Here is a 26,182-nt window from a genome sequence, read left to right on the forward strand (position 1 = left end):
GGGACAACGACATGCGAAAAACAAAAGCTTGCAGCACGACACATGAATCCGATCAAACACGTCGTGCTGTAAGGAAGGGCCGAAGCAACGCGAGGGGCTCGATGAAATCGGTGATTGCCAGGCCGGTGGCGACGGCCATCCTGCTGTTCGCGCGCGCCGTGACCGCCGTTCGTCCGATCTGGAGCGACAGCGGCCCGCCTCGCCGGCGCTCGGTCTATTTCGCTAACCATTCGAGCCACGGCGACTTCATCCTGATCTGGGCCGTGCTGCCGCCGCGCCTGCGCCGCCGGGTGCGCCCGGTGGCCGGCGCCGACTACTGGCTGAAGTCGAAGCTGCGCCGCTTCATCGGCCGTGACGTCTTCAACGCCGTCCTGATCGAACGCGATCGTGACAGGCGCACCGTCGACCCTGTTGCGCAGATGGGCGAAGCCATGCGGGAAGGCTCGTCGCTCATCCTCTTCCCCGAAGGAACCCGCAACCAGACGGACGAGCCTCTCCAGCCCTTCAAGTCGGGCCTGTACCATCTGGCGACGCTCCAGCCCGATTTCGACCTCGTGCCCGTCTGGATCACCAACCTGAACCGGGTCATGCCGAAGGGCGAATTCATCCCCGTGCCGCTGATCTGCACCGTCACCTTCGGCGCTCCGCTGCGCCTGGCCGAAGGCGAGAGCAAGGAAGCGTTCCTGCAACGCGCCAGTAATGCCCTCCTCGCCCTTTCGCCCGGAAAGGCTTCCGAATGAGTCAGACCCAATCCGACATGCTGGTGCTCGTGCTCGGCATTTGCGGCGTCCTGCTCGTCGCTTCTTTCGTCGGCCACATGCTGGAGCGGCGCCTGTCGCCGGACGGATCGAACGCGGCCATCGAGAACCTCAACGCCCGCATCAACGCCTGGTGGATCATGGCGATCCTGATCGCCGTCGCCTTTTTGGCCGGCAGGATCGGCGTGCTGATCCTTTTCGCCTTCTGCTCCTTCGCGGCGCTGCGCGAATTCGTGACGCTGACCAACACGCGCCGCGCCGACCACTGGGCGCTGGCGACGGCGTTCTTCGTTGTCCTGCCGGCGCAATACGTGCTGCTCTGGTTCGAGAACTACGGCATCTTTTCCGTATTCATCCCGGTCTACGCCTTCCTGCTGATGCCGATCATCTCGGCCGTGCGCGGCGACACGCAGCATTTCCTTGTGCGCATAGCGGAAGTGCAGTGGGCGCTGATGATCTGCGTCTTCTGCGCCTCGCACGTGCCCGCCCTGCTCACCTTGCATATTCCAGGTTACGAGGGACGCAACGTCCTGCTCATCGCCTTCCTGGTGATCGTCGTGCAGTTGAGCGACGTTCTGCAATATGTATGGGGCAAGATGCTGGGACGCACCAGGATCGCCCCCAACCTCTCGCCCTCCAAGACCGTGGAGGGGTTTGTGGGCGGCGTCGCCAGCGCCAGCCTGATCGGCGCCGGCCTGTGGTGGATCACCCCCTTCACGCCGTTGCAGGCCGGGGCGATGGCCTTCGTCATCACGCTGATGGGCTTCTTCGGCGGGCTGGTGATGTCGGCGATCAAGCGTGACCGCGGCGTCAAGGACTGGGGTCATCTCATCGAAGGGCATGGCGGCCTGATCGACCGGCTGGACTCGGTGGTGTTTTCCGCGCCGGTCTTCTTCCATCTCACCCGCTACTGGTGGTCGCTGACATGACAAAAGGAGAAGATCCGAGGACACCCAAGGGCGACCGCCGGCCGCTGGCGAGCCGCGACACGCGCTGGGCGCAGGCGACCGCCAGGTATCTGGCGTCGCGCGCGATAACGCCGAACCTCATCTCCAAGGGCAGCATCGTCGCCGGCATCCTGGCCGGCGCGGCCTTCTGGCTGGCGGGCCGGAGCGACGGCATGGCAAGGATTGCGCTGCTGATCGCAGCCGCCCTGTTCTGCCAGCTTCGTCTCCTGTGCAACCTTTTCGACGGCATGGTCGCGGTCGAAGGCGGCAAGGCGGAGGCCGACGGTCCATTCTGGAACGAGTTCCCCGACCGGGTCGCCGATGTCGCGATCATGGCGGGCATCGGCTACGGCGTGGACATGCCCGGCCTGGGCTGGGCCGCCGCCTGCTTTTCGGTGCTGACCGCCTATGTCCGCGAGCTCGGCCGCGCCAATGGCGGGCCGAGCGACTTTTCCGGCCCCATGGCCAAGCAACACCGCATGGCGCTGGTCACGGCGGCGGCGCTCCTGTCGATTCTCGAACCGCTGTGGAACGGCCGCAACGACGTGCTGATTGTCGCTCTCGCCATCGTGGCCGTTGGCTCGGCTGTAACCGCGTTGCGGCGCGGCTATCGTCAGATCGCATGGTTGAAAGGCAACCGCGGCTGATGCCGTGGCTGTCCCCGCTTCACATCTGTAAGGAAGCGTCGAACCCTATCTGCGATTGAAGGCGAGCGTGGCGATCAACCCGAGCACAACGAGCCCGACGGCGACGGTAGCGGCAGGATGGTCCCGTGCGGTCTCTTCCACCATCCGCGCGCGCTTACGGATATGCGGCAGGCTCTGCGCGATGCGATCGCTCAGATCCGAATAATAGTCCATCGCCATGTCGCGGCCGTCTTCGTAGTAACCGCTGCCGCGGCGCGCGACGGCCTTCTTGAGTGTCGTCAATTCCTTGCTGAGCGCGGCAATCTGGTGCTCGAGGTCCACATCCGTGAGATCGCGAAAACCGGCCATGTCCAAATCCCTCTGATCCGTTGATACGTGAGGGAACAGAACGGTTTTCGGCCCGGAAGGTTCCTGGCGTTCCTGTTGCCGCGACCGGTGCCTGGTCGCCCCGTCAGCGAACCTGGTCGAGCAGGCGCTTGCACTCCAACAGGTCGAACAGGGCTTCCTGAAGCAGGGCGCGGTTGTCACGCGAAAGCTTGCCGCCGTCCGCGGCGACCGGCCCTTCGTCCTCGGCCTTGCCGAGGCCGAAGAAGCGGCGGCTCGGCTTGGCCCTGGCCTGCCCCACCAGCATCTCGTCGTCGCCTTGCCTGGGTTGCGCGCCGGGCGTCAGCGGCACGGCGTCGGCCTGCTTGCGCTGGGCGATCGCCTCGATGGCGGCGACGTCGCCATTGCCGATCGCGACCAGGAACTGATTGCCGTTCTCCCGCAGGAGCTTCTGAACGCCTTTGATCGTGTAGCCCTGGTCGTAGAGCATGTGGCGAATGCCCTTGATCAGGTCGACATCCTGCGGCCGGTAATAGCGACGGCCGCCGCCGCGCTTCATAGGCTTGATCTGGTTGAAGCGGGTCTCCCAGAAACGCAGCACGTGCTGCGGCAGGTCGAGTTCCTCGGCGACCTCGCTGATGGTGCGGAAAGCATCGGGGCTCTTGTCCATGGGCGCATCCTCACGCTGGACCATTGGAAACGACGCTCACGCGCCGAATCGAACCTCATTTCAGCGATTTATGCCTCATCATTCAAGCCCGGCGTCAGATATGCCGGCTTTGTCAACCGGGTTTTCGAGAAAGCGGGCCTACTTGCCGCTCTTCGCCCGGTTCTGATGCGAGCGCAGGATACGGCTCTTGAGCACGTTGGACGCCTTGAACGTCATGACCCGACGCGGCAGGATCGGCACTTCCTCGCCGGTCTTGGGATTGCGGCCGATGCGTTCGTTCTTGGAGCGGACATGGAAGGTTGCGAAGGAGGAAAGCTTCACGGTCTCGCCGCGGACGATTGCCTCGCAGATCTCGTCCAGCACCGCTTCGACCAGTTCCGCTGACTCGGTGCGCGACAGGCCGACTTTCCTGTAAACGGCCTCGGCAAGGTCGGCACGCGTAAGTGTCTTTCCCCCCATCGACCGTCCCATCAGTTAAAAAAATAAATCGATATAAGCAGCGGCAGCGAAGCGTATGGAATTGATCCGGCTAGGTCAAGGGACCGTACCGCTCGGTTCGTCCCTACCAGCGAATCAGAACGACGCCCCATGTGAAACCGCCGCCCATCGCTTCGAGCAGCACCAGGTCGCCCCGCTTGATGCGGCCGTCATGGGCCGCGATCGACAACGCCAGCGGCACCGATGCCGCTGATGTATTACCGTGAAGATCGACGGTAACCACTACCTTGCGCTCTTCTATCCCGAGCTTCTTGGCGGAAGCGTCAATAATTCGTTTATTCGCCTGGTGCGGCACGAACCAGTCGAGGTCCGAGGCCGTTATGCCGGCCTGCCCGAACGTCGCCTCGATCACGTCGGTGATCATGCCGACCGCGTGCTTGAAGACCTCGCGTCCTTCCATCCTCAGATGGCCGACCGTGCCCGTGGTCGAGGGGCCGCCGTCGACATAGAGCTTGTCCTTGTGCGCGCCGTCGGAGCGCAGGCTGAGCGCCAGCACGCCGCGATCGGCGATAGTCCCCTCGCCCTGCTGCGCCTCCAGCACCAGCGCACCGGCGCCGTCGCCGAACAGCACGCAGGTCGAACGGTCGTTCCAGTCGAGGATGCGCGAGAAGGTTTCCGAGCCGATGACCAGCACGCGCTTTGCGATGCCGCCGCGGATGTAGGCGTCCGCCGTGGTAACAGCATAGACGAAGCCGGAACACACGGCCTGCATGTCGAAGGCGAAGCCGTGGCGCATGCCGAGCCGGTTCTGGATTTCGACCGCGGTGGCGGGAAAGGTGTTGTTGGGCGTCGAGGTGGCGACCAGCACGAGGTCGATGTCGTCCGGCGTCAGGCCTGCATCGGCCAGGGCCGCGCGCGCTGCAGCTTCACCGAGCGAGGCCGTCGTCTCGTCGTCGGAAGCGATGTGGCGCTGGCGAATGCCGGTGCGCTGCACGATCCATTCGTCGGTGGTCTCGACCACGCCCTCGAAGTCGATGTTCTTCATGATGCGCCGGGGCAGAGCGGAGCCTGTGCCGCGCACGACTGATCTGATCAAGGGAATTCTATCCTTCTTCGTCGACTTCGACGTCGGCGCTCTTGGTTGCGGCCGCCTGCCGGTTGCGGGCGTGGAACAGGTCCAGGTCGGCCTCGATGCGGTCCAGTATCCGGTTGCGCACCATGTCGTAGGCGAGTTCCACCGCCGCGGCGAACCCTTCGGAATCGGCGCCGCCGTGGCTCTTCACCACAATGCCGTTCAGCCCCAGGAAAACGCCGCCATTGGCGCGGCTGACATCCATCTTGTCGCGCAGCGCATTGAAGGCGCTCTTGGCAAAGATATAACCGATCCGGGCCATCAGCGTGCGCCTCATGGCCGAGCGCAGATAGCCGGCGATCTGGCGCGCCGTGCCCTCGGCGGTCTTGAGCGCGATGTTGCCGGAAAAGCCTTCCGTCACCACGACATCGACCGTGCCCTTGCCGATGTCGTCGCCCTCGACGAAGCCGCGATAGGTCATCGATCCGAGATCGGCCTCGCGCAGCATCCGGCCGGCGTCCTTTACCTCTTCCTGGCCTTTGACCTCTTCCACCCCGACATTGAGGAGCCCCACGGTCGGCCGGTCTATGCCGAACACCGAGCGCGCCATGGCGGCGCCGAGGATGGCGAAGTCGACGAGCTGGTGCGAATCCGCGCCGATGGTCGCGCCGACGTCGAGCACAACGCTTTCGCTGCGCAGCGTCGGCCAGATCGCCGCGATCGCCGGCCGGTCGATCGACGCCATCGTGCGCAGGCAGAACTTCGACATGGCCATCAGCGCGCCGGTGTTGCCGGCCGACACGCAGGCGTCCGACGTGTCGGACTTCACCGCCTCGATTGCCTTCCACATGGACGACTTCCAGCGGCCGTGCCGCAGCGCCGCGCTCGGTTTCTCGTCCATCTTCACCGCGACCTCGCAATGGACGAACTCGCTCTTTTCGGCCAGTTGCGGGAACTTGGCCAGTTCAGGACGAACCTGGTCTTCCAGCCCGTAGATGATGAAGCGGATGTCGGGACGCCGTGTCGCGACGGTCATGAGCGCGGGGATAACCACGTTCGGTCCGTGATCGCCGCCCATGGCATCGATGGAAATTCTGATCACGCGCTGTTCTTCTCGCCTTTTCGCGCCGGACGCCCCGGCGCCCGGCGGAAAATAGCGGTTTTGAGCCGCCGCACAACCGACTTTTCTCTCAATGCCGAGCCTTTCACGCAGTTGTGGGACGAGGGATACAGGTCCGTCAGCTTTTCTTCAGCAGCGACCGCAACTTGCGCTGGAAGTCGCTTTCTTCCGCTCCCTCTTCGCCGCCGGCGTCCAGCGTCGCGCCGGGCTTGCGCGGATAGGGATCGATGGCGAGGCCGAAAAACTGCTCCGCCAGCGCGCCCACGTCGATGCTGTCGCCGTGAAAGGTCTCGGGACTGTCCGGCCCCTCGGCGGCGAGCAGAATCTCGCCGCTTCCCTCGAAGCCGAGCCGCCCCAGCTTCGATTCATCCGGCAGGAACAGCCCCTCGACCGCTTCGTCGATATGCGTTTTCAACGGCTCGAGCGTGACCACGCATTCCTGCGTGATGTCGGCCTCGACGCGGCCCGTGACCTTGACGCCGTGCCGCTTCCACGGTTCGACCGACAGGTCGGCCCGAAACTTCTCCACCGAGACAATCCCGTGTTCCGCCGCCAGCGCCAGGCGCTGGGTCTCGTCGGCCTCGATGACGACCGGCAACCCCCTCTGCGGCAAGCGCGCGACATGGGCCAGAAAGGAGACCGGGCTTTTCTTGTCTTCTGCGTGCATCAGCGCAAGCTTTCGATCGCTTCCGGAAAATTCAGCTGTCCAGCACAGATGGCGTCCGTCGGCTGGGCGGCCAGCGCCTTTTGCGCATCGAACGCATAGGCAGCCAGAGCGTCGGCCTCCGGCCACGTAGCGGTATCGGGCCGCACGTTGCGCATCAATGCTCTTGTCATGGCATCCCTCTCGTCGGCGTCGAGCGCCTCGGTATAGGCGGCGGTGCGGCCGTAGAACATGCGGGCGAGCTTTTTCATGCGCTTCGGCACGCCCGGATCGCTGATGCCGAGCTCGCGCAGCGAATGCTCGACATCGGTGAAGAACTCGTCGATCAGCACCTGCGCCACATCCCTTGCGACACCGTCCTCCCCGCGCAGCCGATGCTGGAACAGGAGCATCATCAGCGACACCATTTCGAAACGCCCCAGCGGCGTGTCGGGAACGAACCATTGCGAATAAAACACAGGCTGCCGCGCCGCCGCCACGATTCGCTCATAAAGCGCCTCGGTGACGGTCCGGTTGGCCTTGGTTTCACGGCCGAACAGACGCTGGAACATGAGGGCGGTCTCCGGAGCCCGTGAAGGGCGTTGTTGCATCGTCAGCCAAGCTGGTTTACCGGTTTCGCGGCCCCGCGCAAGCCGGCGCCGGAAGGGGAACAGGGAGTTGTCGTTGCGCGCGCTGAAATTCAAGTCCGGTCATCATGGTTTTGCGGGTGCGGCCTCGGTGCTTGTCGTGGCGGCGGCGCTGACCGGCTGCAACACCTCCAAGATGGTCGGCGACCTCAATCCGGGCGAAACGCTCAATCAGGGTTACATTATCGATCAGGACACATTGGATCAGGTTCCGGTCGGGTCGAGCCGTGAGCAGGTGCTGCTGGCGCTCGGAACGCCGTCCACCACCGCGACCTTCGACAACGAGGTCTTCTACTACATATCGCAGACACGCCGGCGCTCCGTCGCCTTCGAGAACCCGAAGCTGGTGGACCAGAAGGTGCTGGCCATCTATTTCGGCTCGGACAACCGCGTCAGCCGGATCGCCAATTACGGGCTGAAGGACGGCAAGGTCTTCGATTTCGTCTCGCGCACCACGCCGACGGGCGGCAAGGACCAGAATTTCCTGTCCCAGATCATCTCCGGCGCAGGCAAGATGAGCGCCGGCTCGGCCGCCAGCCTGCTCGGTGGCGGATAATCCTCCGCCGAAATCGCCGATCTTCCCGCACCGGCCTTCCCAAAAACAAAACCCGCAGGATCGCTCCTGCGGGTTTTTTTCTTGGTTGTCGGCCCGGCTTGCTTTCAGGGCCGTTGCGCAGTGCGATCAGCTATGCGCCAGCACGGCCAGCAGCAGCAGCGCCACGATGTTGGTGATCTTGATCGCCGGGTTGACGGCCGGGCCGGCGGTGTCCTTGTAGGGATCGCCAACCGTGTCGCCCGTCACCGACGCCTTGTGCGCCTCGGAACCCTTGAGGTGCTTGACGCCGTCCTTGTCGACGAAACCGTCCTCGAACGACTTCTTGGCGTTGTCCCACGCGCCGCCGCCGGAGGTCATGGAGATGGCGACGAACAGGCCGTTGACGATCACGCCGAGCAGCGAGGCGCCGAGCGCGGCGAAGGCCGAGGCCTTGGAGCCGGAGATCAGCAGCACGCCGAAATAGACCACCAGCGGCGCCAGCACCGGCAGCAGCGACGGGATGATCATCTCCTTGATCGCCGCCCTGGTCAGCAGGTCGACGGCGCGCGCGTAGTTCGGCTTGGACGTGCCCTGCATGATGCCGGGATCCTCGCGGAACTGGCGGCGCACTTCCTCCACGATCGAGCCTGCCGCGCGACCCACCGCCGTCATGGCGATGCCGCCGAACAGGTAGGGGATCAGGCCGCCGAAGATCAGACCGGCCACGACATACGGGTTCGAAAGGTCGAACGAGACGCTGCCGAGATCGGAGAAGTACGGATACTGCGCCCCGTTCGCCGCGAAATACTGCAGGTCGTTGGAGTAGGCGGCGAACAGCACCAGCGCGCCGAGACCGGCGGAACCGATCGCGTAGCCCTTGGTGACGGCCTTGGTCGTGTTGCCGACCGCGTCCAGCGCGTCCGTGGAATGGCGCACCTCGGCGGGAAGGCCCGACATTTCGGCGATGCCGCCGGCATTGTCGGTCACAGGGCCGAAGGCGTCGAGCGCGACGATCATGCCGGCGAGGCCAAGCATGGTGGTCACCGCGATCGCCGTGCCGAACAGGCCGGCGAGCTGGTAGGTCGCGATGATGCCGCCGACGATGACGATGGCCGGCAGCGCCGTCGATTCCAGCGAGACCGCGAGGCCCTGGATGACGTTGGTGCCGTGGCCGGTGACCGACGACTGGGCGATCGAGACCACCGGCCGCTTGCCGGTGCCGGTGTAGTACTCGGTGATGACGACGATGAGGCCCGTCACGACGAGGCCGATCAGGCCGCAGATGAACAGGTTGCTGCCGGTGATCGTCATATCCGCGCCGAGCACGCTCTTGACGGTTCCGACCTCGCCCCAGCCGATCGTCAGCATGTTGGCGATCGCCAGACCCACGATCGACAGGATGCCGGTGACGATCAGGCCCTTGTAGAGGGCGCCCATGATCGAGCCGTTGGAGCCGAGCTTGACGAAGAAGGTGCCGATGATCGAGGTGACGATGCAGGCGCCGCAGATGACCAGCGGGTAAAGCATCACCTCGGCGAGGTTCGCAGCCGCGCCGAAGAAGATCGCCGCCAGGACCATGGTCGCGACGACGGTCACGGCATAGGTCTCGAACAGGTCGGCCGCCATGCCGGCGCAGTCGCCGACATTGTCGCCCACATTGTCGGCGATGGTCGCCGGGTTGCGCGGATCGTCTTCCGGAATGCCGGCCTCGACCTTGCCGACGAGATCGCCGCCGACATCCGCACCCTTGGTGAAGATGCCGCCGCCGAGACGGGCGAAGATGGAAATCAGCGAAGCGCCGAAGCCGAGCGCGACCAGCGCGTCGATCACCTCGCGGTCGCCCGGCTGATGGCCGAGCGGCCCGGTCAGCACCCAGTAGTAGACCGACACGCCCAACAGCGCGAGGCCGGCAACCAGAAGGCCGGTGATGGCGCCGGATTTGAAAGCGATGTCGAGGCCGGCGGCCAGGCTGTTGGAAGCGGCCTGCGCCGTGCGCACATTGGCGCGCACCGAAACGTTCATGCCGATGTAGCCGGCGGCGCCGGACAGCACGGCGCCGACCAGGAAGCCGACGGCGGCGGCGGCCGAAAGCAGCCACCAGGCGAGCAGGAACACCACGACGCCCACGATGGCGATGGTCGTGTATTGCCGATTGAGATAAGCCTGCGCGCCCTCGCGGATCGCAGCCGAGATCTCCTGCATGCGTGCATTGCCCTGATCGGCCGCCATTACCGAGCGCGTGGCCCAGATGGCATAGACGATGGACAAGACGCCGCAGAGAATGACGACAAAAAGCATGGTCATTTGCGGATTTTCCTCACTTGATGGCCCCTTGGGACCCCTCCCCGGGCCGTTGGACGCGGGCCTGCCCCGCCGCCGGCGACGCTGGTCCCTCGCTTCGGCTTATGCGAAACGGCCCGACCAACGTCAAGCTATCGGCCGGTTTTTGCCTGCTTTTCAAACGAAAGGACGAGGAGAAGCGCCGTCAGGTGACCGTGCCGCGCCGGCCAAGGAAACGCAGGGAACCGATCCCCAGGATACCGAGCAGTGCCACGGGGAGGATGATTCTCACCAGCACGTCCCAGCCCCAGTGGTTGTAAACCGTTCCCGACATCAGCGAGGCGAATGCGACGCTCGAAAACAGCACGAAGTCGTGGAAACCCTGCGCCCTGCCCTTTTCCTCGGGCGCGTAGCATTGAGCCACGATGGCGGTGGAGCCGATAAAGGCGAAATTCCAGCCGAGGCCGAGCAGGACAAGCGCCGTCCAGAACTGCCATAGCTGGATGCCCGACATGGCCACAGTGGCGCAGCCGATCAGAAGCAGGAAGCCGCAGGCGACGATCGTGGGGGCGCCGAAACGATGGATGAGGCGGCCGGTGAAAAAGCTAGGCCCGAACATGGCCATGACGTGCCAGGAGATGCCGAGCGTCGCCTGATCGGATGAGAAGCCGCAGCCCACCATGGCCAGCGGCGCACCCGTCATCACGAACGTCATGAGCGCGTAGGCGGCGACGCCGCATCCCAGCGCCACCGCATAGCGCGGCTGCGTGACGATCTCGGCAAGCGAGCGTCCGGCGTGGGACTCTGCCTGCCGGGCCTCGATGCGGCTTTCCTTGCGCAGCAGGAACAGGATGGATGCGCCGATGCCGGCCAGCACCACGATTGCCGCGAAGGAACCCGCGAAGGGCACCGGCGCCAGCAGGTCATGCGTGAAGATCACCGTCTGCGGTCCGACGACGGCGGTGACGATGCCGCCGGCCAGCACGAAGGAGATGGCGCGCGCCTTGAATTCCGGCGGCGCATTGTCGGCGGCAGCGAAACGAAACTGCTGCACGAAGGCGTTGCCGGACCCGACCACCAGCAATCCGAGGGCAAAGAGCCAGAAACTGGAATGGAAGAGCGCGATGGTCGCCAGCAGGCCGCCGAAAGCCGTCAGCAAGGTTCCGGTCATGAATCCGTTGCGGTGGCCGAGCGCGCGGACGACGGCGGCGGCCGGAAGCGCTCCCAGCGCGACACCGATATTGAAACCGGTGAGCGGCGCGGTTGCCAGGGACTTGTCGGCGCCGAGCATATAGCTGCCGGCCAAAGCGCCGAGCGCGAAGCAGATCGGCGCGCCGGAACCCAATATGGCCTGCGCGGCTGCGAGGATGAGCGCCGTGCGGCGCGCCTCGCGGGCGGCGCCGGCAGCCGCTGTCGCGCTCACGCGCCCTTTCCCCGGCCCTCGCCGCGAACCCGGCGCGAAACCCTGTCGAGCACCGCATTGACGAGCTTCGGCTCGTCCTCGTCGTAGAACGCCTTGCCGATGTCGACATATTCGGAAACGATGACCGCCACCGGCACGTCCGAGCGCTTCATCAACTCGTAGACGCCGGCACGCAGGATGGCGCGCAGGGTCGAATCCAGGCGCGAAAGCGGCCAGTCCTCCGTCAGCGCCTGGCGGATGATCGGGTCGATGCTTTTCTGGTTCTCGACGACGCCGGAAAGGATGGCCCGGAACCATTGGGCGTCGGCCTCGCGATAGGTCGCGCCGTCCACTTCCTTGCCAAGCCGGAACGCCTCGTATTCGGCGGTCGTCTCCAGGAGTCCGCTGCCGGCGACGTCCATCTGGTAAAGCGCCTGCACGGCCGCCAGACGGGCAGCGCCACGCTTGTTTGCCGGTCGGCCCTGCTGGCCCGACGTGACGGGATCGCTCACGCGCCCCTCCCCAGTCGGTCCTTGAGCGCGATCATGGTCAGCGCCGCGCGAGCCGCGAAGCCGCCCTTGTCGCCCTCGCTCTTGCGCGCGCGCGCCCAGGCCTGCTCATCGTTTTCGGTGGTCAGGATGCCGTTGCCGATGCAGACCGAGTCCTGCACGGACAGGTCCATCAGCGCGCGCGATGATTCATTGGCGACGATATCGAAATGATAGGTGTCGCCGCGAATGACCGTGCCGAGCGCGACGAAACCGTCATAGCCGCGCCCGCCGGCAGCGCCGCCGTCCAGGGCGAAGGAAATGACTGCGGGAATCTCCAGCGAGCCAGGCACGGTGACGACGTCGTAGGTTGCGCCCGCTTCATCCAGCGCGCTCTTCGCGCCGTCGAGCAGCGCGTCGGCCAGGTCGTCATGGAAGCGCGCCTCGATAATAAGAAGGTGCACGCTCCGCTCGGGGCGGACGAATGCCTTGCCGTGTTCTGATGTTCCAGCCATCGGGGTCTCCAGGAAGCGCGTCCCTTAGGCCGAAGCGGCCGCGACCGCAAGCGCGGAGAGCGGCCAGGCCTTCAGATTCGCGCGATCTGTCTCAAAGCCCCTGCCCGGCCGCTTCGGCAAGCCGCGCCGCATAGCGCGCCATCGTGTCGACCTCCAGGTTGACACGATCGCCGACCAGCCGCTCGCCCCATGTCGTGACCGACAGGGAATGCTGGATCAGAAGCACGTCGAAGCGCGTGCCTTCCACCTTGTTGACCGTCAGCGACGTGCCGTCGAGCGCCACCGACCCCTTGGGCGCGATGAATTTCGCAAGCTCTCGCGGCGCTTCGAGCGTGAAGCGCACGGCGTCGCCCTCTTCCTCGCGCCCCACGATCTCGGCCATGCCGTCGACATGGCCGGAAACGATGTGCCCGCCCAGTTCGTCGCCGATCTTCAGCGCGCGCTCCAGATTGACATGCGTGCCGGCCTTCCATTGCGAGGCCGTGGTCAGCCGCAGCGCCTCCTCCCACGCCTCGACCTCGAACCAGCGCGCGTTGGACCCAGCTTCGGGCAGACCCGTGACGGTCAGGCAAACGCCGCCGCAGGAAATCGAGGCGCCGATGTCGATCCTCCCGGGGTCATAGACGGTGTCGATGCGCAGCCCCACGCCTTCGCGCAGCCGCTTGACCGCCGCAACGGTGCCGATATCGGTGACGATGCCCGTGAACATCAGGCCTCTCTTGTCCATTCGTTGCAGACGTCATCGGCAAACTGCATCGTCCGGACATGCCTGAAGCCGTCCGGGATGCTGCGCTCGTCGATCGGCGAAGCCACGCCGCCCTCGCCGATTTCGACCGTCCCCCTGAACAGCACGATCCTGTCGACGAGGCCGTCCTCAAGGAATGCTCTCGCAACATCCGCACCGCCCTCGACCAGTACGCTCGCCATGCCGATCGCGCCCAGATCTTCCATCAATTCAGGAAGGGCAATATGGCCATCCACCGTCTCGGTGCCGATGAAGCGCACGCCGTACCGTTCCAGCGCGGCGCGGCGTGCCGTATCCGCTTCGGCGCAGGCCGCGACATAGAGCGGGACCCGATCGGCACCTGCGACTAGCTTCGAGGTCTCCGGCAGACGGATCTGCCGATCCAGCACGATGCGGGCCGGCGAGCGGCTTTCCAGACCGGGCGAGCGCACGGTAAGCGCCGGATCGTCCTCCAGCACCGTGCCGATGCCGACAAGGATGGCATCGGCCTCGACCCGCATCAGTTGCACCTCGCGCCGCGCGATCTCGCCGGTGATGGAAACCTGGCCCGCGCCGCGCCGGCCGATCATGCCGTCGCAGGACAGCGCCAGCTTCAGGACGATCTCAGGCCGTTTGCGCAACGACCGGCTCATATAACCGGCCATTTGGTCGGCGGTTTCCGCAGCCAGCACACCTTCTACCACCTCGACGCCCGCCGCGCGCAGAATCGCGTAGCCCTTGCCGGACACACGCGGATCGGGGTCGCTTGCCGCCCCCACCACGCGGCTGACACCTGCGGCGACCAGCGCATTGGCGCAGGGCGGCGTGCGGCCATGATGCGCACAGGGCTCCAGCGTGACATAGGCAGTGGCGGCGCGCGCCAGCGCGCCGGCCTCGGCCAACGCCTCGGTTTCCGCATGCGGCCGCCCGCCGATCGCTGTGACGCCCCGGCCCACGATCATGGGACCATCGCCGTCGTCGCGCACGATCAGCGTGCCGACCGAGGGATTGGTGCCGGTGCGGCCGAGGTTGCGCCGCGACAGCCTGAGCGCCGCCGCCATATAGCGCCTGTCCAGTATGTCCTGCACGCTGCCTTCGCCTGCAGCCATCACTCCGCTGCGTCCTCGTCGCCCTTCAACTCGCCGAGCAGTTCGTGGAAATCCTTGGCCTCGCGAAAATTGCGGTAGACCGAGGCGAAACGCACATAGGCGACGTCGTCGAGCGATTTCAGCGCGTCCATGACGAGACGCCCTACCTCGACCGACGGAATTTCGGTTTCGCCCGAACTCTCCAGTTGGCGCACGATGCCGCTGACGGCGCGGTCGATCCGCTCGGGATCGACGTTGCGCTTGCGCACCGCGATCTCCACCGACCGCAACAGCTTGTCGCGATCGAAGGGCACCTTGCGGCCCGACTTCTTGACGACGACCAGATCCCGCAACTGCACGCGCTCGAAGGTCGTAAAACGCCCGCCGCAATCGGGGCAGACACGCCGCCGCCGGATCGCCGCGCCGTCTTCCGCCGGCCGCGAATCCTTCACCTGCGTGTCTTCGGACTGGCAATAGGGGCAGCGCATGTTCAGCTCAATTCATATGGGGTGCGATCAGGCGCACTTCGGGAAAATAGGTTCTGTAGCGGCGCACATCGCGGGTGAGCAGCGGAACGCTCAGCGCCTGCGCGTGCGCGCCGATGAAGAAGTCGGAAAGAACCCCGGTTTTGGTTCCACCCGACAAGCGGTACTTCGAATAGGCTTTTGCGGCGAGAAAGGCGGTGCGGTTCGAAAGATCGACAACCTGAATTCCGGTCACTTCGAGAAAATTGTCCACTTCCGCAAGTGTCTCATATCTGACTGACAACTCTGCGTAGATAACGGCATTGATGGAGACCGGGCCGGCTACGGCTGCATTGCCCAGTGCATGTAAGGACCAATCCAACCAATCAGTGTTGCGAGTGACAAGATCGAACAAGATGTTCGTATCGACGAGCGTCAATCATCATCTCCGCGCAGGAACCTCATGAGCTCGTCCGTCGTTGGACCTGGCCCCGCATGGCCGATCGCCTTCTCAAACCGGCTGACCGGGGGCGCGCCGTCCGCCCGCTCAAGAACGATCTCCTTGTTCCGATAGCGGAATTTCACCTCGCTACCGGGTTTCAAGTTCAACAGATCACGTATTTCCTTTGGAATCGTCACCTGACCCTTTGTCGTGACCTTCGTGCTCATGACAACCTCTGTAATACCTGCTTTCAGGAAGGTATTACCGTGGCCGGTCGAAATCAAGGGAACGGCCGCTTCCCTTCACCCCAGATACGGATAGAGCGGAAAACGGCCCGTCAGCGCCACGACCTTTTCCTTCACGGCAGCCTCGACCGACGCGTTGCCTTCATCGGAATTCGCCGCCTTCAGCCCGTCCAGCACCTCGGCGATCAGCTTGCCGATCTCGCGGAACTCGGCCTGGCCGAAGCCGCGCGTCGTGCCGGCGGGCGTGCCGAGGCGAACGCCGGAGGTGACGAACGGCTTTTCGGGATCGAAGGGAATGCCGTTCTTGTTGCAGGTGATGTTGGCCCGGCCGAGCGCCGCCTCGGCGCGCTTGCCGGTGGCGTTCTTCGGGCGAAGGTCGACCAACATGAGATGGTTGTCGGTGCCTCCCGACACGATGTCGAGCCCGGTTTCCTGCAACGATGAGGCCAGCGCCTTGGCGTTGGCGGCGACGTTTTGCGCATAGGTCTTGAACGAAGGCTTCAACGCTTCGCCGAAGGCTACCGCCTTGGCGGCGATGACGTGCATCAGCGGGCCGCCCTGCAAGCCCGGAAACACCGCCGAGTTGATCTTCTTGGCGATGTCCTCGTGATTGGTCAGCACCATGCCGCCGCGCGGGCCGCGCAGGCTCTTGTGCGTGGTGGTGGTGACGACATGGGCGTGCGGCAGCGGCGAGGGATGCACCCCGCCGGCGACGAGCCCGGCGATGTGGGCCATGTCGACCATCAGATAGGCGCCGACCGCATCGGCGATCTCGCGGAACCGCTTCCAGTCCCAGATGCGCGAATAGGCGGTGCCGCCGGCCAGGATCAGCTTCGGCTTGTGCTCATGCGCCAGCCTCTCGATCTCGTTCATGTCGAGCAGATGGTCGTCCTTGCGCACGCCGTAGGACACGACCTTGAACCACTTGCCGCTCATGTTGACGGGCGAGCCGTGCGTCAGATGGCCTCCGGAGTTGAGGTCCAGGCCCATGAAGGTGTCGCCGGGCTGCAGCAGCGCGAGAAACACGGCCTGGTTCATCTGGCTGCCGGAATTCGGCTGGACGTTGGCGAACCCGCAATCGAACAGCTTCTTGGCGCGCTCGATGGCGAGTTCCTCGGCCACGTCGACGAACTGGCAGCCGCCGTAGTAGCGCTTGCCCGGATAGCCTTCCGCATACTTGTTGGTCATGATCGAGCCCTGCGCTTCCAGAACGGCGCGCGAGACGATGTTTTCGGAAGCGATCAGCTCGATCTCGTGGCGCTGGCGGCCGAGTTCGTCGCGGATGGCACCGAAGATTTCGGGATCGGCATCTGCAAGGGTGGTCTCGAAAAATGACTCGAAGGAATCGGAAGCGGCCGTCGCGGTTGCCATGGGCGGAAATCCTCGCTGCGGGAAAGACTGCGCGCCATTAACACAGTTGTTTCAGGCTCGCCACGTTTGCGGCGCGAAATTTGCTGGCCGGATTGCGCCAGCGCATCCAGCGGTCGGAAACCGGCTATTTGCGACGCGCCTGGGACAAGGCCTGGCTGAGCGTCAGCTCGCCGCTGATGGTGCGCAGCGTCGTGTCGTTGATCTTGCGCTCCTTGAAAAGCTTGGCGAGCGCCGTCCTCTCGGCTTCGAGCGCCGCCACCCGCATGTCCAGCAGCGCCGAGCGCAACAGCGCGCCTACGGAATCGTCCGCCTCGTCGGCGATCACGCGATGGCGATAGATCGGAATGATGTAGCGCGCCGCCGCCTGTCGTGCTTCGTGCAAGGCGGGATCGCCGGCGCTCTCGTCCACCAGTTGCTCGATACGGGCCACGGCTGCCTCGGCCGCCGTCGTGCGGGCCAATTGCTCTTCATTGGCTATTCTGTCCTCCTTCTCCAGCGGAATACCGCGGGCCACCAGAGGCAGCACGAAACTCGCCAGAAGCAGGGAACAGAGGATGACGCCGGCGGCAATGAAGATCGCCAGGTCGCGGGCGGGAAACGGGCTTCCGTCGGGCATCGCGAACGGCAGCGAAAGCACGCCCGCCAGGGTGATCGCGCCGCGCACGCCGGCCAGCGCGGCGAACAGCTTGAGCCTGCCGCGCAGGCGCTCGCTCCTACAATTGCGCACCTTGTCGACGATCTTGTTGAGCAGGGAACCGAAATTGATCCAGGCATAGCGGATCGCAAGCAGGATGAAGGTCAGCAGCACGACCGCCAGGATCGGCTCCCAGACCGTCCCGTACAGCGACAGTTCCGGCGGTACCTTGCGCACGATATCGGGAAGCTGCATGCCCAGCATCAGGAAGATGGCGCCGTTGAACACGAAGGAGAGGATGCCGATCAGCGCGAAGTTCTGCATCCGCGCCGGAACGCTGAGCGAACCGAACAGGCCGGACGCGTTGATATAGAGGCCGGCCGCGACGGCCGCCAGAATTCCCGAGGCATGGAAGCGCTCCGCCAGCAGGTAGGCGGCGAACGGCAACAGGAAAAGGATGACCACCTGCACCTCGTCCTTGATGTCGCCGATCTTCGCCACCAGCCGCAACGCAAGCGCCGTGAGCCACAGCATCGCGATGCCGCACACCACCCCGCCGAGCGCGACGGCGAAGAACGTCAGCGCCGTCTCGCCAAGCGAGAAATGGCCGGTAAGCGCCGCCATCACGGCAAAGCGGAAGATGACCAGGCCGGATGCGTCATTGAGAAGCGACTCGCCCTCCAGGATGTGGCGCACCCGCGCCGACACCATTCCGTTGCCGACGATGGACGAGACGGCCACGGCATCTGTCGGAGACAGCACCGCCGCCAGCGCGAAGGCGACCGGCAGGGGCATGGAGGGAATGAGCCAGTTGAGCGCATAGCCGAACAGCACGACGGTGAGGAACACCAGCCCGAAGGCCAGCCCGAAGATCGGTCGCGCCAGTTCGGCGAATTCCCGCTTCGGCACGAGGAACCCGTCGATGAACAGCAGCGGCGACACGAACACCAGGAGGAATATCTCCGGCTCCAGCTTGACGTGCAGACCCGCGGCGGGCCACGCCAGCGCGACACCGAGCGCGATCTGGATGAGCGGCAGCGGCACCGGCAGGAAGCGTATCACAATGCCGGAAATCGCGATCAGCAGCAGCACGATCAGGATGAAGGTCGCGAGTCCCATTGAATCTCTTTCGGGATCACAGCAGCGCCGGCCCAGCCGGCAACGGCAACACAAGGATCGGCGGCTGCCATGCGCTCACAGGTTCCGCGGCACTATGCCTGCCCCGCCGCGCAAGTTCAAACCGGCAACAAAAAGGCCGCCCGAAAGGCGGCCTTTTATCACGAAAATCAGGTCCTTACAGGGAAGAGGTCATCTGCAGTTCGTCGACGCCGTCGCGGCCGTAGATGTCGTCACGGAACTGAACGACGCCGGGACCCGTCGACCAGGCGCTGATATAGGCGAAATAGACCGGGACCGGATTGACGACCTTGATCGGTGTCGTCTCGCCCGTCTTGATGGCCGCTTCGAAATGCTGGCGGTCCCAGCCGGGCGTGTCGCGCAGGATCCAGGTGACCAGGTCGCGCACGTTCTGCACGCGCACGCAGCCCGAGGAATCGAAGCGCATCATCTTGCCGAACAGGCTCTGCTGCGGCGTATCGTGCATGTAGACGCCGTCCGGGCTCGGGAAGTTGATCTTGACGGTCGCCATCGCGTTCATCGCACCGGGATCCTGGCGGAAACGGTATTTCGCCGCGTCGTCGGTGTTCCAGTCGATCGTCATCGGATCGACCTCGCTGCCGTCCGGCGCGAACAGGCGGATGTGGCTGTCCTTCAGGTAGTTCGGATTCTTCCGCATCAGCGGAATAATGTCCTTGCGGACGATCGAGACCGGCGCGTTCCAGTAGGGATTGACGATAATCTCGTTGATCTTCGAGTTCACGATCGGCGTCTGGCGGTCGACCTTGCCGACGATGGCGGCATGGCGCAGCACGACGCGCCCGTTATCGACGGCTTCGACCTGCTGGGCAGGGATATTGACCATCACGTAGCGGTCGCCGAGGAAACCGCCCATCGAGCGCAGGCGCACGAGGTTGGTCTCAAGCTGGCCCAGCCGTACCTGCGCCGACACATTCATGGCCGAGTAGGTATATTTGCCCGTGACGCCGTCGGCGGGAAGGCCGTGGCGAAGCTGAAAGCGCTTCAGCGCCGCGTCGACGTAGGAATCGAACGCATCGGAGATGCCCGCGCTTTGCGGCAGGTCGCCCGAGATCATCAGCCGCTTGCGCATGGCCACGACATCGGGATCGACGACGCCAAGCTGGAGTTTCTTGGTCGCCGGGACCATCGGCCAGCCGCCCTGAGAGGAGATGCCCTGATACTGCGAGATGGCCTGCTCGGTGAAAGATATCGTCTGCGGGCTGAAGACCGGAAGCGTCGAGGCCACCTTGCCGCCGTCGCCGGAGCGAGCGTCGAACGTATCGCCCCAGCTGTCGGTTGCCTTGAGGATATCGCCGATGACGTCTTGGGCGCTCGCCCTGCTCGCTGCGAGAGACGCGGCAAGGGCGGCTGTTCCGGAAAGGAAGAAACGGCGGCTGGTGATCATGGACGTTCCAGACATTCTCGATCGGTTCAACAAACAGGCTGTCGCCTGACACAGTAGGGTTGGCAGTCTTAACAATGTGCCAACCACGTTTGGCATCGCCGGCAGACGCTGCGTCGATTTGAACGCTGGTCCGCAATAGCCGGTTCCCGCCGTCATGCAGCGAAATCGTCCCTATCGCTATGACGCTGAATATGGCGGCAACGTGGCGTTGTTGCAATGGAGAGCCTGCAACAGTGACGCTTGCCGCAATAAAGAACGGGCCGTGCCTTTTCGGCATCGGCCCGTGACTGGAAGTCTGTTTCCCCGGCGGCGCTTCTTTTCGGCGCCGCTTTCCGCTTCCGCTTACATGCGATAGGCGATCGTATCGTTCCAGAACCGGTCGAGGCGCTGCAGCGCACGGTTCATCTGCTTGAACTCGTCCTGGTTGATGCCGCCGACCTGCTCGATCGAGCCGATATGACGCTCGTAGAGACCGGCGACGACTTCGGCCACGTCCTGGCCCTTCGGGGTCAGCGAGACGCGGACGGAACGGCGGTCGATGCGCGAGCGCTGGTGGTTGATGAAGCCGAGATCGACCAGCTTCTTGAGATTGTAGGACACGTTGGAGCCCAGATAGTAGCCGCGCGAGCGCAGTTCGCCGGCGGTTAGCTCGGAATTGCCGATGTTGAACAGCAGCAGCGCCTGGATGGCGTTGATGTCGGAGCGGCCGTTGCGGTCGAACTCGTCCTTGATGACGTCCAGCAACCGGCGATGCAGACGCTCGACCAGTTGCAGTGATTCCATGTACAGCGAACGGATCGCTTCACGGCGTTCGTTGGTTTCGGTAGCGGGCTTTGCCGCCTGACGCGAATTGATCATTGTCTTTGCCTCTCGTTTGTCGCCCGGTGACTTTTTGTTTTTCTCACCTTGGTCGCGAGACTATCGAATACCCATAAAATTCGACTTAAACGCCAAGGCTAACAAGAGCTTACCGGTAAGAGGTTTCGTAACAGGCTTAACGAAATGCCATGCGAGGGGCAAAAATTAACGTAAATATTTAGCGGCCTTCGCCTACGACGGCTGGTCAGGCGGCGGGCTGCCGTCTGCGCCAGAAGATGACGAGGCGAAAGGCGATGTAGACGCACGCGACAAAGGTATGTGCACCCACGATAGGCCAGCGTTCGCCGAACAGGTCGGGAAAGCCGGCATACATCACCGTCTCCGTGGCGGCGCAGATGAACCAGATCACCGGCCCCCACGACGCCAGCATCCACAATCCGGCGGCGGCGAAAGGGAAAAAGACCGCCAGAACGCTCGCGGCAACCTGCCAGTAGACGGGCATGAGGTCGAAGCGCCACGCATCGCCGGGATAAAACCCGATCAGCCGCACCCAGTAGAGCACGCCGAAGAACAGGCAATAGAGCGCGACCAGCCGCAGGAACCATGCGAACGCGGTCTCGACAATGGAGGGCTCGAAGGCGCCGGAACCGGAGACGGTCTCGCTCAAAGCCCCAACTCCCGCTCGCCGAGCGGCGCGAAATAGGCGTCGATCATCGCCGGGTCGATTGCATCCAGGCCGGCCGGTCGCCATTTCGGCTGCCGATCCTTGTCAACAAGCACAGCGCGGATACCCTCGTAAAAATCGTGTCCCGCCAGCATCCGGTTGAGGATGCGGAATTCCATGTTCATGCACTCTGCCATCGTCAGCGCGCGCCCGGCGCCGATCTGCCGGAACGCCACGGCCATGCTGGTGGGTGACCGGGACTCAAGCGTCGCGAGGGTGCGGGCAGCGAAATCATCGCCTTGCGCGGCGGCCCTGAGACTGTGGACGATCGCTTCGAGCGACGGCAGGGAAAAATGACGATCGATCGCCGACAACGCCACCTTGTCCGTCTCGGGCGGCAGCGGTTTGAACAAACCGCGCAGCGCTTCATCCGGGCTGTCGGTCGACGTCAGCGCCGCGACGAGCGCGTCGAGGTCGTCGGCCTGCACCGTATGGGTCGCAAGGCCGCACCCCAGCGCATCGCCGGCTCCGATGCGGTTTCCGGTCAGCGCGAGATACATGCCGTAGCTGCCGAGCCGGGGCAGGATATGACTGCCGCCGACATCGGGAAAGAACCCGATGCCGACCTCCGGCATGGCGAACTGGGCGTTCTGCGTCAGGATACGGTGCGAACCGTGGAAGGAGATGCCGACGCCGCCGCCCATGACGATCCCGTCGATGAGCGCGACATAGGGCTTGCGATAACGCTCGATGCGGGCGTTCATGCGGTATTCGTCGGAAAAGAAGCCGGCGGGCGGTTCGGCGCCGGCCCGGCGTGCCTCGTAGACCTGCATGATGTCGCCGCCGGCGCAGAAGGCCCTGCCCTCTCCTTTGACGAGCACCAGCGCGACCGCGTCGTCCCCTTCCCAGGCGTCGAGAGCCCTGGCGAGCGCCCTGACCATATCGTGCGACAGCGCGTTGAGCGCCTTGGGACGCGTGAGCGTGACGACGCCGGCCCTGCCGATGCGCTCGAAGCGGATGTCGTCTCCGCCGCCAAAATCCATCAACGATCTCCCTCCCCGCCGGCCCAGAAGTGCTAAGCGGCAGCCGCCGCGAGGTCAACCATGCAAGGCTAAGCCGTGCACCGGCAATCGTTCCGAAAGGCTGGCACAACCATGTCGCATTGGTCATGCGGGGCGGCGCGTGATAAAAGCCGCGCCATCCGGAGTTTGACCATGAACAAGTTCACCTCGACGAAAGCAGCCGGCGCGCGCAGCGTCGACGAGATCACCGGCGCGCGCCGCCTGCGCCGTATGCGCAAGGCCGATTGGTCGCGCCGGCTCGTGCAGGAAAACCGGCTCACCGTGGATGACCTGATCTGGCCGATCTTCGTCATCGACGGCGACAACAGGCGCGAGCCGATCGAAGCCATGCCGGGCGTTTTCCGCATGTCGGTCGATCTCGCGGCCAAGGAAGCTGAGCGCGCGGCGAAACTCGGCATACCGGCCATCGCGACCTTCCCGAACGTCGAACTTTCGCTACGCGACCAGACCGGATCGGCAATCCTCGATGCCGATAATCTCATCAACCGCGCGACGCGCGCCATCAAGAAAGCCGCTCCCGAAATCGGCGTCATCACCGACGCAGCCCTCGACCCCTTCACCAGCCACGGCCATGACGGCATCCTGCGCGACGGCATCATCGTCAATGACGAGACGGTGGAACAGGTGACGGCGGCGGCCGTGCTGCAGGCGGCTGCCGGAGCCGACATCATCGCGCCGTCCGACATGATGGACGGCCGCATCGGCGCCATCCGCGACGCGCTGGACGTCAACGGCTTCCAGGACGTGGCGATCATGTCCTACGCGACGAAGTTCCACTCCGCCTTCTATGGCCCCTATCGCGAGGCGATCGGCACGTCGGGCCTGCTTCAGGGCGACAAGAAGACCTATTACCTCGACCACGCCAATTCCGACGAGGCCGTGCGCGAGGCCGAACAGGACCTCGCCGAAGGGGCGGACATGATTATGGTCAAGCCCGGCCTCCCCTATCTCGACATCATCCGCCGTCTGAAGGATGAATTCGCGATGCCGACCTTCGCCTATCAGGTCTCCGGCGAATATTCGATGATAAAGGCGGCGGCGGCCAATGGCTGGATCGACGGCGAAAAGGCGATGCTGGAATCCCTGCTCGCCTTCAAGCGCGCCGGCTGCGACGGCATCCTTACCTATTTCGCGCCGCAGGTGGCGGAGATGCTGAAGGGGTAGGAGCCCGTCGCCGCTTTGGATTTCGGGGCAGTTGCTCTAGATTATGCTCATGGATCGAAACCAGATCATGGAGCGCCTACGGCTCAAGGCGGACGACCTCAGGCGGCGTGGCGCGCTTTCGCTCTACCTGTTCGGGTCGACCGCGCGCGACGATGCGGGAGTCGGAAGCGATCTCGATCTTTTCATCGATTACGATCCGGCCAGCCGATTTTCCCTCATCGATCTCGTCGGCATCAAGCAATTCCTCGAAGAGGAGATGTCGCGGCCGATCGACATCACCACGCGTGACAGCCTCCATCCGATGCTGCGGGATGAGATCGAGCGTTCCGCCCTGCGTGTGTTTTGATGGCGCGACGCCGCATCGAGCCGATCCTGGTTGAGATGCTGGATGCCCTGGACGGCATCGACGCCGCCACGTCCGGCAAGACCATCGATGACTTTCGCGGCAATTGGCTGCTTCGGCGCGGTATAGAGCGCGGCATCGAGATCATATCGGAAGCGTCGCGTCATATACCTGACGACCTGTTGAAAGTGGCGCCGGACATTCCTTGGAAGCAGATCAGGGGAATAGGCAACGTACTGCGCCACGAATATCATCGTACGTCGGATTCGATTATCTGGGCCGTCGTCACGGACAATCTGCCTTCGCTTCGCCAGGCGGTCGAACAGATGAAGCAGACAATCGCATCGAATGGCTGAAAGCCGGAAAGACTGGTTATGCAATACCGCACGCTCGGCCGCTCGGGGCTGAAAGTTTCAACGCTGACCATGGGCACCATGACTTTCGGCGGCGCCGGCAATTTCGTCAAGGTGGGCAAGACCGATCTGGCCGAGGCGAAACGCCAGATCGACCTCTGCCTCGACGCGGGCATCAACCTGATCGATACGGCGAACGTCTATTCCAACGGCCTGTCGGAGGAGATCATCGGCGAGGCTCTCGGCGGCAAGCGCAAGAACGACGTGCTGATCGCTTCCAAGGCCCGCATGCGGATCGGCGACGGTCCGAACGACGAGGGCCTGTCGCGCCATCACCTGATCCGCGAATGCGAGCGCAGCCTGAAACGCCTCAAGACCGACGTCATCGACCTCTACCTGCTGCACGAATGGGACGGCACGACCCCGCTGGAAGAAACCATGGCGGCGCTCGACACCCTCGTACAGCATGGCAAGGTCCGCTATGTCGGCTGCTCGAATTTCTCCGGCTGGCACATCATGAAGGCACTGGCGATCAGCGACCGCAACCGGCTGCCCCGCTTCATCGCCCAGCAGATCCACTACACGCTCGAAGCCCGAGAGGCCGAGTACGAGCTTTTGCCGGTCTCGCTCGACCAGGGCCTCGGCGTCATGGTCTGGAGCCCGCTGGCCGGAGGCCTGCTCTCCGGCAAATACAGCCGCGACGAGGGCACTGCCCGCCAGCTCGCCGGCTGGAACGAACCGCCGATCCGCGACGAGGACAGGCTGTGGACGATCGTCGACGCGCTGGCGGAAATCGGCAAGGAGCGCGGCGTTTCCGCCGCCCAGGTGGCGCTCGCCTGGCTGCTCGGACGCCCTGCCGTTTCCACGCTGGTGGTTGGCGGCCGCAACGAGACGCAATTCAAGGACAATATCGCAGCCGCGTCGCTGACGCTGAGCGCGGAAGAGACTGCCCGGCTCGACGCCGTCAGCCGTCCGCCCCTGCTCTATCCCTACTGGCACCAGCGCTGGACGGCGCGCAGCCGGCTTGGTCCATCGGATATCGTGGCGAACCGGGAAGAGGACTGAGATTTAAGCCGCGACCACGGCGAATCCTCTGGCGCGCAGGCCCCTGCTGTCGGCGCGGAGCGAGTCGAGCAGCCTGTCGCGGCTGCCGAGGATATGCCGCGACAAAAGCCGCGCCGCCGCTTCGGCGTCGCCCTCGCGCGCCGCGGCGATGATCGCGCGGTGCTCCGCCCAGGCGCGGTCGCGCGCCGCGTCGTCGGAGACTTCCAGCCAGCGTGCCCGCGACAGCCGGTTCATGGCGTCGCGCACGCCGCGAAACAGATAGTCGTTGCCGGACAGGCGCGCGAGTTCGATGTGGAAATCCATGCCGACCCGGTGCCATTCCTCGCGCGGCGTCCCATCCTCGCAGGAATCGAGCATGGCCTCGATCGTCTCCAGGCCGGACCTGTCCTCCAGGCGGCAGGTCAGGCGCAGCGCCGCGACCTCGAGCGCCTCGCGATAGACCGCGATCTGTTCGAGCTCCGACAGGTTGATCGGTGAAACCGCCCAGCCGCGACCTTCCCGTCCCACGAGGCCTTCCGTCTCCAGCCGAAGCAGCGCCGCGCGCACCGGTGTGCGTGACGCGCCGAACAGGCTCTCCATCCAGCGTTCGGAAAGCTTTTCGCCAGGCCCCAGTTCGAGACCGAGGATCATGCGGCGAAGCTGTTGCTCGATCTGCTGCATCTGGGACATTGCAGGTGGCTCTCCTCTTGCCGTCGC

Annotated in this window: 31 protein-coding genes; 8 read left to right on the forward strand and 23 right to left on the reverse strand. The window is 64.4% G+C overall.

Going from position 1 to position 26,182, the window contains the following annotated elements; all coding sequences use genetic code 11:
* Positions 1 to 101: 101 nt before the first annotated feature.
* Genes ABMA46_RS02805 through ABMA46_RS02815 form a run of 3 tightly spaced genes read left to right on the forward strand, consistent with a single transcriptional unit; the run spans position 102 to position 2,352 of the window.
* Positions 102 to 740: a lysophospholipid acyltransferase family protein gene (locus tag ABMA46_RS02805; RefSeq protein ID WP_348997750.1), complete on the forward strand. Its 639-nt coding sequence runs from the start codon at positions 102 to 104 to the stop codon at positions 738 to 740.
* Positions 737 to 1,687, forward strand: coding sequence for a phosphatidate cytidylyltransferase (locus ABMA46_RS02810; protein ID WP_348997751.1), 951 nt, complete (start codon positions 737 to 739; stop codon positions 1,685 to 1,687). The genes ABMA46_RS02805 and ABMA46_RS02810 overlap by 4 nt, the downstream gene beginning before the upstream one ends.
* Positions 1,684 to 2,352 (forward strand): CDP-alcohol phosphatidyltransferase family protein, encoded by a 669-nt coding sequence (locus ABMA46_RS02815; RefSeq protein WP_348997752.1) that lies wholly within the window; start codon positions 1,684 to 1,686, stop codon positions 2,350 to 2,352. Before ABMA46_RS02810 ends, ABMA46_RS02815 begins: the two co-directional genes overlap by 4 nt.
* Before the next feature lie 45 nt (positions 2,353 to 2,397).
* Here ABMA46_RS02815 and ABMA46_RS02820 read toward each other — a convergent pair whose 3' ends face one another.
* The 7 genes from ABMA46_RS02820 to ABMA46_RS02850 all read right to left on the reverse strand — a co-directional run bounded on the left by ABMA46_RS02820 (position 2,398) and on the right by ABMA46_RS02850 (position 7,191).
* Entirely contained in the window at positions 2,398 to 2,700 is a 303-nt protein-coding gene (locus tag ABMA46_RS02820; protein WP_348997753.1) for a hypothetical protein, read from the reverse strand.
* Between the two features lie 103 nt (positions 2,701 to 2,803).
* The gene (locus ABMA46_RS02825; RefSeq protein WP_348997754.1) at positions 2,804 to 3,346 is read right to left on the reverse strand and encodes a MerR family transcriptional regulator; all 543 of its coding nucleotides are present in this window, start codon (positions 3,344 to 3,346) and stop codon (positions 2,804 to 2,806) included.
* A 138-nt stretch (positions 3,347 to 3,484) separates the two neighbouring features.
* Positions 3,485 to 3,805: an integration host factor subunit alpha gene (locus ABMA46_RS02830; RefSeq protein ID WP_348997755.1), complete on the reverse strand. Its 321-nt coding sequence runs from the start codon at positions 3,803 to 3,805 to the stop codon at positions 3,485 to 3,487.
* A gap of 103 nt (positions 3,806 to 3,908) precedes the next feature.
* Positions 3,909 to 4,880: a beta-ketoacyl-ACP synthase III gene (locus ABMA46_RS02835; RefSeq protein WP_348997756.1), complete on the reverse strand. Its 972-nt coding sequence runs from the start codon at positions 4,878 to 4,880 to the stop codon at positions 3,909 to 3,911.
* 7 nt (positions 4,881 to 4,887) lie between these two features.
* Positions 4,888 to 5,958, reverse strand: a complete 1,071-nt coding sequence (gene plsX, locus ABMA46_RS02840; RefSeq protein ID WP_348997757.1) for a phosphate acyltransferase PlsX — start codon at positions 5,956 to 5,958, stop codon at positions 4,888 to 4,890.
* 136 nt (positions 5,959 to 6,094) lie between these two features.
* A complete protein-coding gene (locus ABMA46_RS02845; RefSeq protein ID WP_425475678.1) occupies positions 6,095 to 6,643 on the reverse strand; it encodes a YceD family protein in 549 nt (182 codons plus the stop codon).
* A complete protein-coding gene (locus ABMA46_RS02850; protein ID WP_348997758.1) occupies positions 6,643 to 7,191 on the reverse strand; it encodes a ubiquinol-cytochrome C chaperone family protein in 549 nt (182 codons plus the stop codon). Before ABMA46_RS02850 ends, ABMA46_RS02845 begins: the two co-directional genes overlap by 1 nt.
* Positions 7,192 to 7,303: 112 nt before the next feature.
* Here ABMA46_RS02850 and ABMA46_RS02855 point away from each other — a divergent pair, with 112 nt between their 5' ends.
* Positions 7,304 to 7,822, forward strand: coding sequence for an outer membrane protein assembly factor BamE (locus ABMA46_RS02855; protein WP_348997759.1), 519 nt, complete (start codon positions 7,304 to 7,306; stop codon positions 7,820 to 7,822).
* Positions 7,823 to 7,948: 126 nt separating this feature from the next.
* On the opposite strand, the gene ABMA46_RS02860 is transcribed toward ABMA46_RS02855, so the two are convergent.
* The 15 genes from ABMA46_RS02860 to ABMA46_RS02930 form a co-directional block, all read right to left on the reverse strand.
* Positions 7,949 to 10,105 carry a sodium-translocating pyrophosphatase gene (locus tag ABMA46_RS02860; RefSeq protein ID WP_348997760.1) on the reverse strand — a complete coding sequence of 719 codons (2,157 nt, stop codon included), beginning with the start codon at positions 10,103 to 10,105 and terminating at the stop codon, positions 7,949 to 7,951.
* A 181-nt stretch (positions 10,106 to 10,286) separates the two neighbouring features.
* Positions 10,287 to 11,504, reverse strand: coding sequence for an MFS transporter (locus ABMA46_RS02865; RefSeq protein WP_348997761.1), 1,218 nt, complete (start codon positions 11,502 to 11,504; stop codon positions 10,287 to 10,289).
* Complete coding sequence (nusB, locus tag ABMA46_RS02870; RefSeq protein WP_348997762.1) at positions 11,501 to 11,995, reverse strand: transcription antitermination factor NusB; 495 nt, start codon at positions 11,993 to 11,995, stop codon at positions 11,501 to 11,503. Before nusB ends, ABMA46_RS02865 begins: the two co-directional genes overlap by 4 nt.
* Positions 11,992 to 12,486 carry a 6,7-dimethyl-8-ribityllumazine synthase gene (gene ribH, locus ABMA46_RS02875; protein ID WP_348997763.1) on the reverse strand — a complete coding sequence of 165 codons (495 nt, stop codon included), beginning with the start codon at positions 12,484 to 12,486 and terminating at the stop codon, positions 11,992 to 11,994. The genes nusB and ribH overlap by 4 nt, the downstream gene beginning before the upstream one ends.
* Positions 12,487 to 12,577: 91 nt before the next feature.
* Entirely contained in the window at positions 12,578 to 13,195 is a 618-nt protein-coding gene (locus tag ABMA46_RS02880; RefSeq protein ID WP_348997930.1) for a riboflavin synthase, read from the reverse strand.
* The gene (gene ribD / locus ABMA46_RS02885; protein WP_348997764.1) at positions 13,195 to 14,319 is read right to left on the reverse strand and encodes a bifunctional diaminohydroxyphosphoribosylaminopyrimidine deaminase/5-amino-6-(5-phosphoribosylamino)uracil reductase RibD; all 1,125 of its coding nucleotides are present in this window, start codon (positions 14,317 to 14,319) and stop codon (positions 13,195 to 13,197) included. Before ribD ends, ABMA46_RS02880 begins: the two co-directional genes overlap by 1 nt.
* The gene (gene nrdR / locus ABMA46_RS02890) at positions 14,319 to 14,786 is read right to left on the reverse strand and encodes a transcriptional regulator NrdR (RefSeq protein ID WP_348997765.1); all 468 of its coding nucleotides are present in this window, start codon (positions 14,784 to 14,786) and stop codon (positions 14,319 to 14,321) included. The genes ribD and nrdR overlap by 1 nt, the downstream gene beginning before the upstream one ends.
* A gap of 7 nt (positions 14,787 to 14,793) precedes the next feature.
* Positions 14,794 to 15,201: a type II toxin-antitoxin system VapC family toxin gene (locus ABMA46_RS02895; RefSeq protein ID WP_348997766.1), complete on the reverse strand. Its 408-nt coding sequence runs from the start codon at positions 15,199 to 15,201 to the stop codon at positions 14,794 to 14,796.
* Positions 15,198 to 15,431, reverse strand: coding sequence for an AbrB/MazE/SpoVT family DNA-binding domain-containing protein (locus ABMA46_RS02900; protein WP_348997767.1), 234 nt, complete (start codon positions 15,429 to 15,431; stop codon positions 15,198 to 15,200). The genes ABMA46_RS02895 and ABMA46_RS02900 overlap by 4 nt, the downstream gene beginning before the upstream one ends.
* A 75-nt stretch (positions 15,432 to 15,506) precedes the next feature.
* Positions 15,507 to 16,820 carry a serine hydroxymethyltransferase gene (gene glyA, locus ABMA46_RS02905; RefSeq protein WP_348997768.1) on the reverse strand — a complete coding sequence of 438 codons (1,314 nt, stop codon included), beginning with the start codon at positions 16,818 to 16,820 and terminating at the stop codon, positions 15,507 to 15,509.
* 124 nt (positions 16,821 to 16,944) lie between these two features.
* Positions 16,945 to 18,573 carry a Na+/H+ antiporter gene (locus tag ABMA46_RS02910; protein WP_348997769.1) on the reverse strand — a complete coding sequence of 543 codons (1,629 nt, stop codon included), beginning with the start codon at positions 18,571 to 18,573 and terminating at the stop codon, positions 16,945 to 16,947.
* A 175-nt stretch (positions 18,574 to 18,748) separates the two neighbouring features.
* A complete protein-coding gene (locus tag ABMA46_RS02915; RefSeq protein WP_348997770.1) occupies positions 18,749 to 19,996 on the reverse strand; it encodes a L,D-transpeptidase family protein in 1,248 nt (415 codons plus the stop codon).
* Positions 19,997 to 20,338: 342 nt separating this feature from the next.
* On the reverse strand, positions 20,339 to 20,854 hold the full coding sequence (gene ldtR, locus ABMA46_RS02920; RefSeq protein WP_348997771.1) for a transcriptional regulator LdtR: 516 nt from the start codon (positions 20,852 to 20,854) through the stop codon (positions 20,339 to 20,341).
* Positions 20,855 to 21,059: 205 nt separating this feature from the next.
* On the reverse strand, positions 21,060 to 21,482 hold the full coding sequence (locus ABMA46_RS02925; RefSeq protein ID WP_348997772.1) for a DUF6163 family protein: 423 nt from the start codon (positions 21,480 to 21,482) through the stop codon (positions 21,060 to 21,062).
* Positions 21,479 to 22,522 carry an enoyl-CoA hydratase/isomerase family protein gene (locus ABMA46_RS02930; protein ID WP_348997773.1) on the reverse strand — a complete coding sequence of 348 codons (1,044 nt, stop codon included), beginning with the start codon at positions 22,520 to 22,522 and terminating at the stop codon, positions 21,479 to 21,481. The genes ABMA46_RS02925 and ABMA46_RS02930 overlap by 4 nt, the downstream gene beginning before the upstream one ends.
* Before the next feature lie 171 nt (positions 22,523 to 22,693).
* Here ABMA46_RS02930 and hemB point away from each other — a divergent pair, with 171 nt between their 5' ends.
* The 4 genes from hemB to ABMA46_RS02950 are packed head-to-tail and all read left to right on the forward strand — an operon-like array spanning position 22,694 to position 25,486.
* Positions 22,694 to 23,725, forward strand: a complete 1,032-nt coding sequence (gene hemB, locus ABMA46_RS02935) for a porphobilinogen synthase (protein ID WP_348997774.1) — start codon at positions 22,694 to 22,696, stop codon at positions 23,723 to 23,725.
* Between the two features lie 49 nt (positions 23,726 to 23,774).
* Positions 23,775 to 24,071 (forward strand): nucleotidyltransferase family protein, encoded by a 297-nt coding sequence (locus tag ABMA46_RS02940; RefSeq protein ID WP_348997775.1) that lies wholly within the window; start codon positions 23,775 to 23,777, stop codon positions 24,069 to 24,071.
* The gene (locus ABMA46_RS02945; protein ID WP_348997776.1) at positions 24,071 to 24,424 is read left to right on the forward strand and encodes a HepT-like ribonuclease domain-containing protein; all 354 of its coding nucleotides are present in this window, start codon (positions 24,071 to 24,073) and stop codon (positions 24,422 to 24,424) included. Before ABMA46_RS02940 ends, ABMA46_RS02945 begins: the two co-directional genes overlap by 1 nt.
* A gap of 18 nt (positions 24,425 to 24,442) precedes the next feature.
* Positions 24,443 to 25,486, forward strand: a complete 1,044-nt coding sequence (locus ABMA46_RS02950; protein ID WP_348997777.1) for an aldo/keto reductase — start codon at positions 24,443 to 24,445, stop codon at positions 25,484 to 25,486.
* Positions 25,487 to 25,489: 3 nt separating this feature from the next.
* Here ABMA46_RS02950 and ABMA46_RS02955 read toward each other — a convergent pair whose 3' ends face one another.
* Positions 25,490 to 26,155: a GntR family transcriptional regulator gene (locus tag ABMA46_RS02955; RefSeq protein ID WP_348997778.1), complete on the reverse strand. Its 666-nt coding sequence runs from the start codon at positions 26,153 to 26,155 to the stop codon at positions 25,490 to 25,492.
* Between the last annotated feature and the right edge of the window lie 27 nt (positions 26,156 to 26,182).

Origin of the sequence: Mesorhizobium hunchu (assembly GCF_040081975.1) — a bacterium.
GTDB classification, from domain to species: Bacteria; Pseudomonadota; Alphaproteobacteria; order Rhizobiales; family Rhizobiaceae; genus Mesorhizobium; species Mesorhizobium hunchu.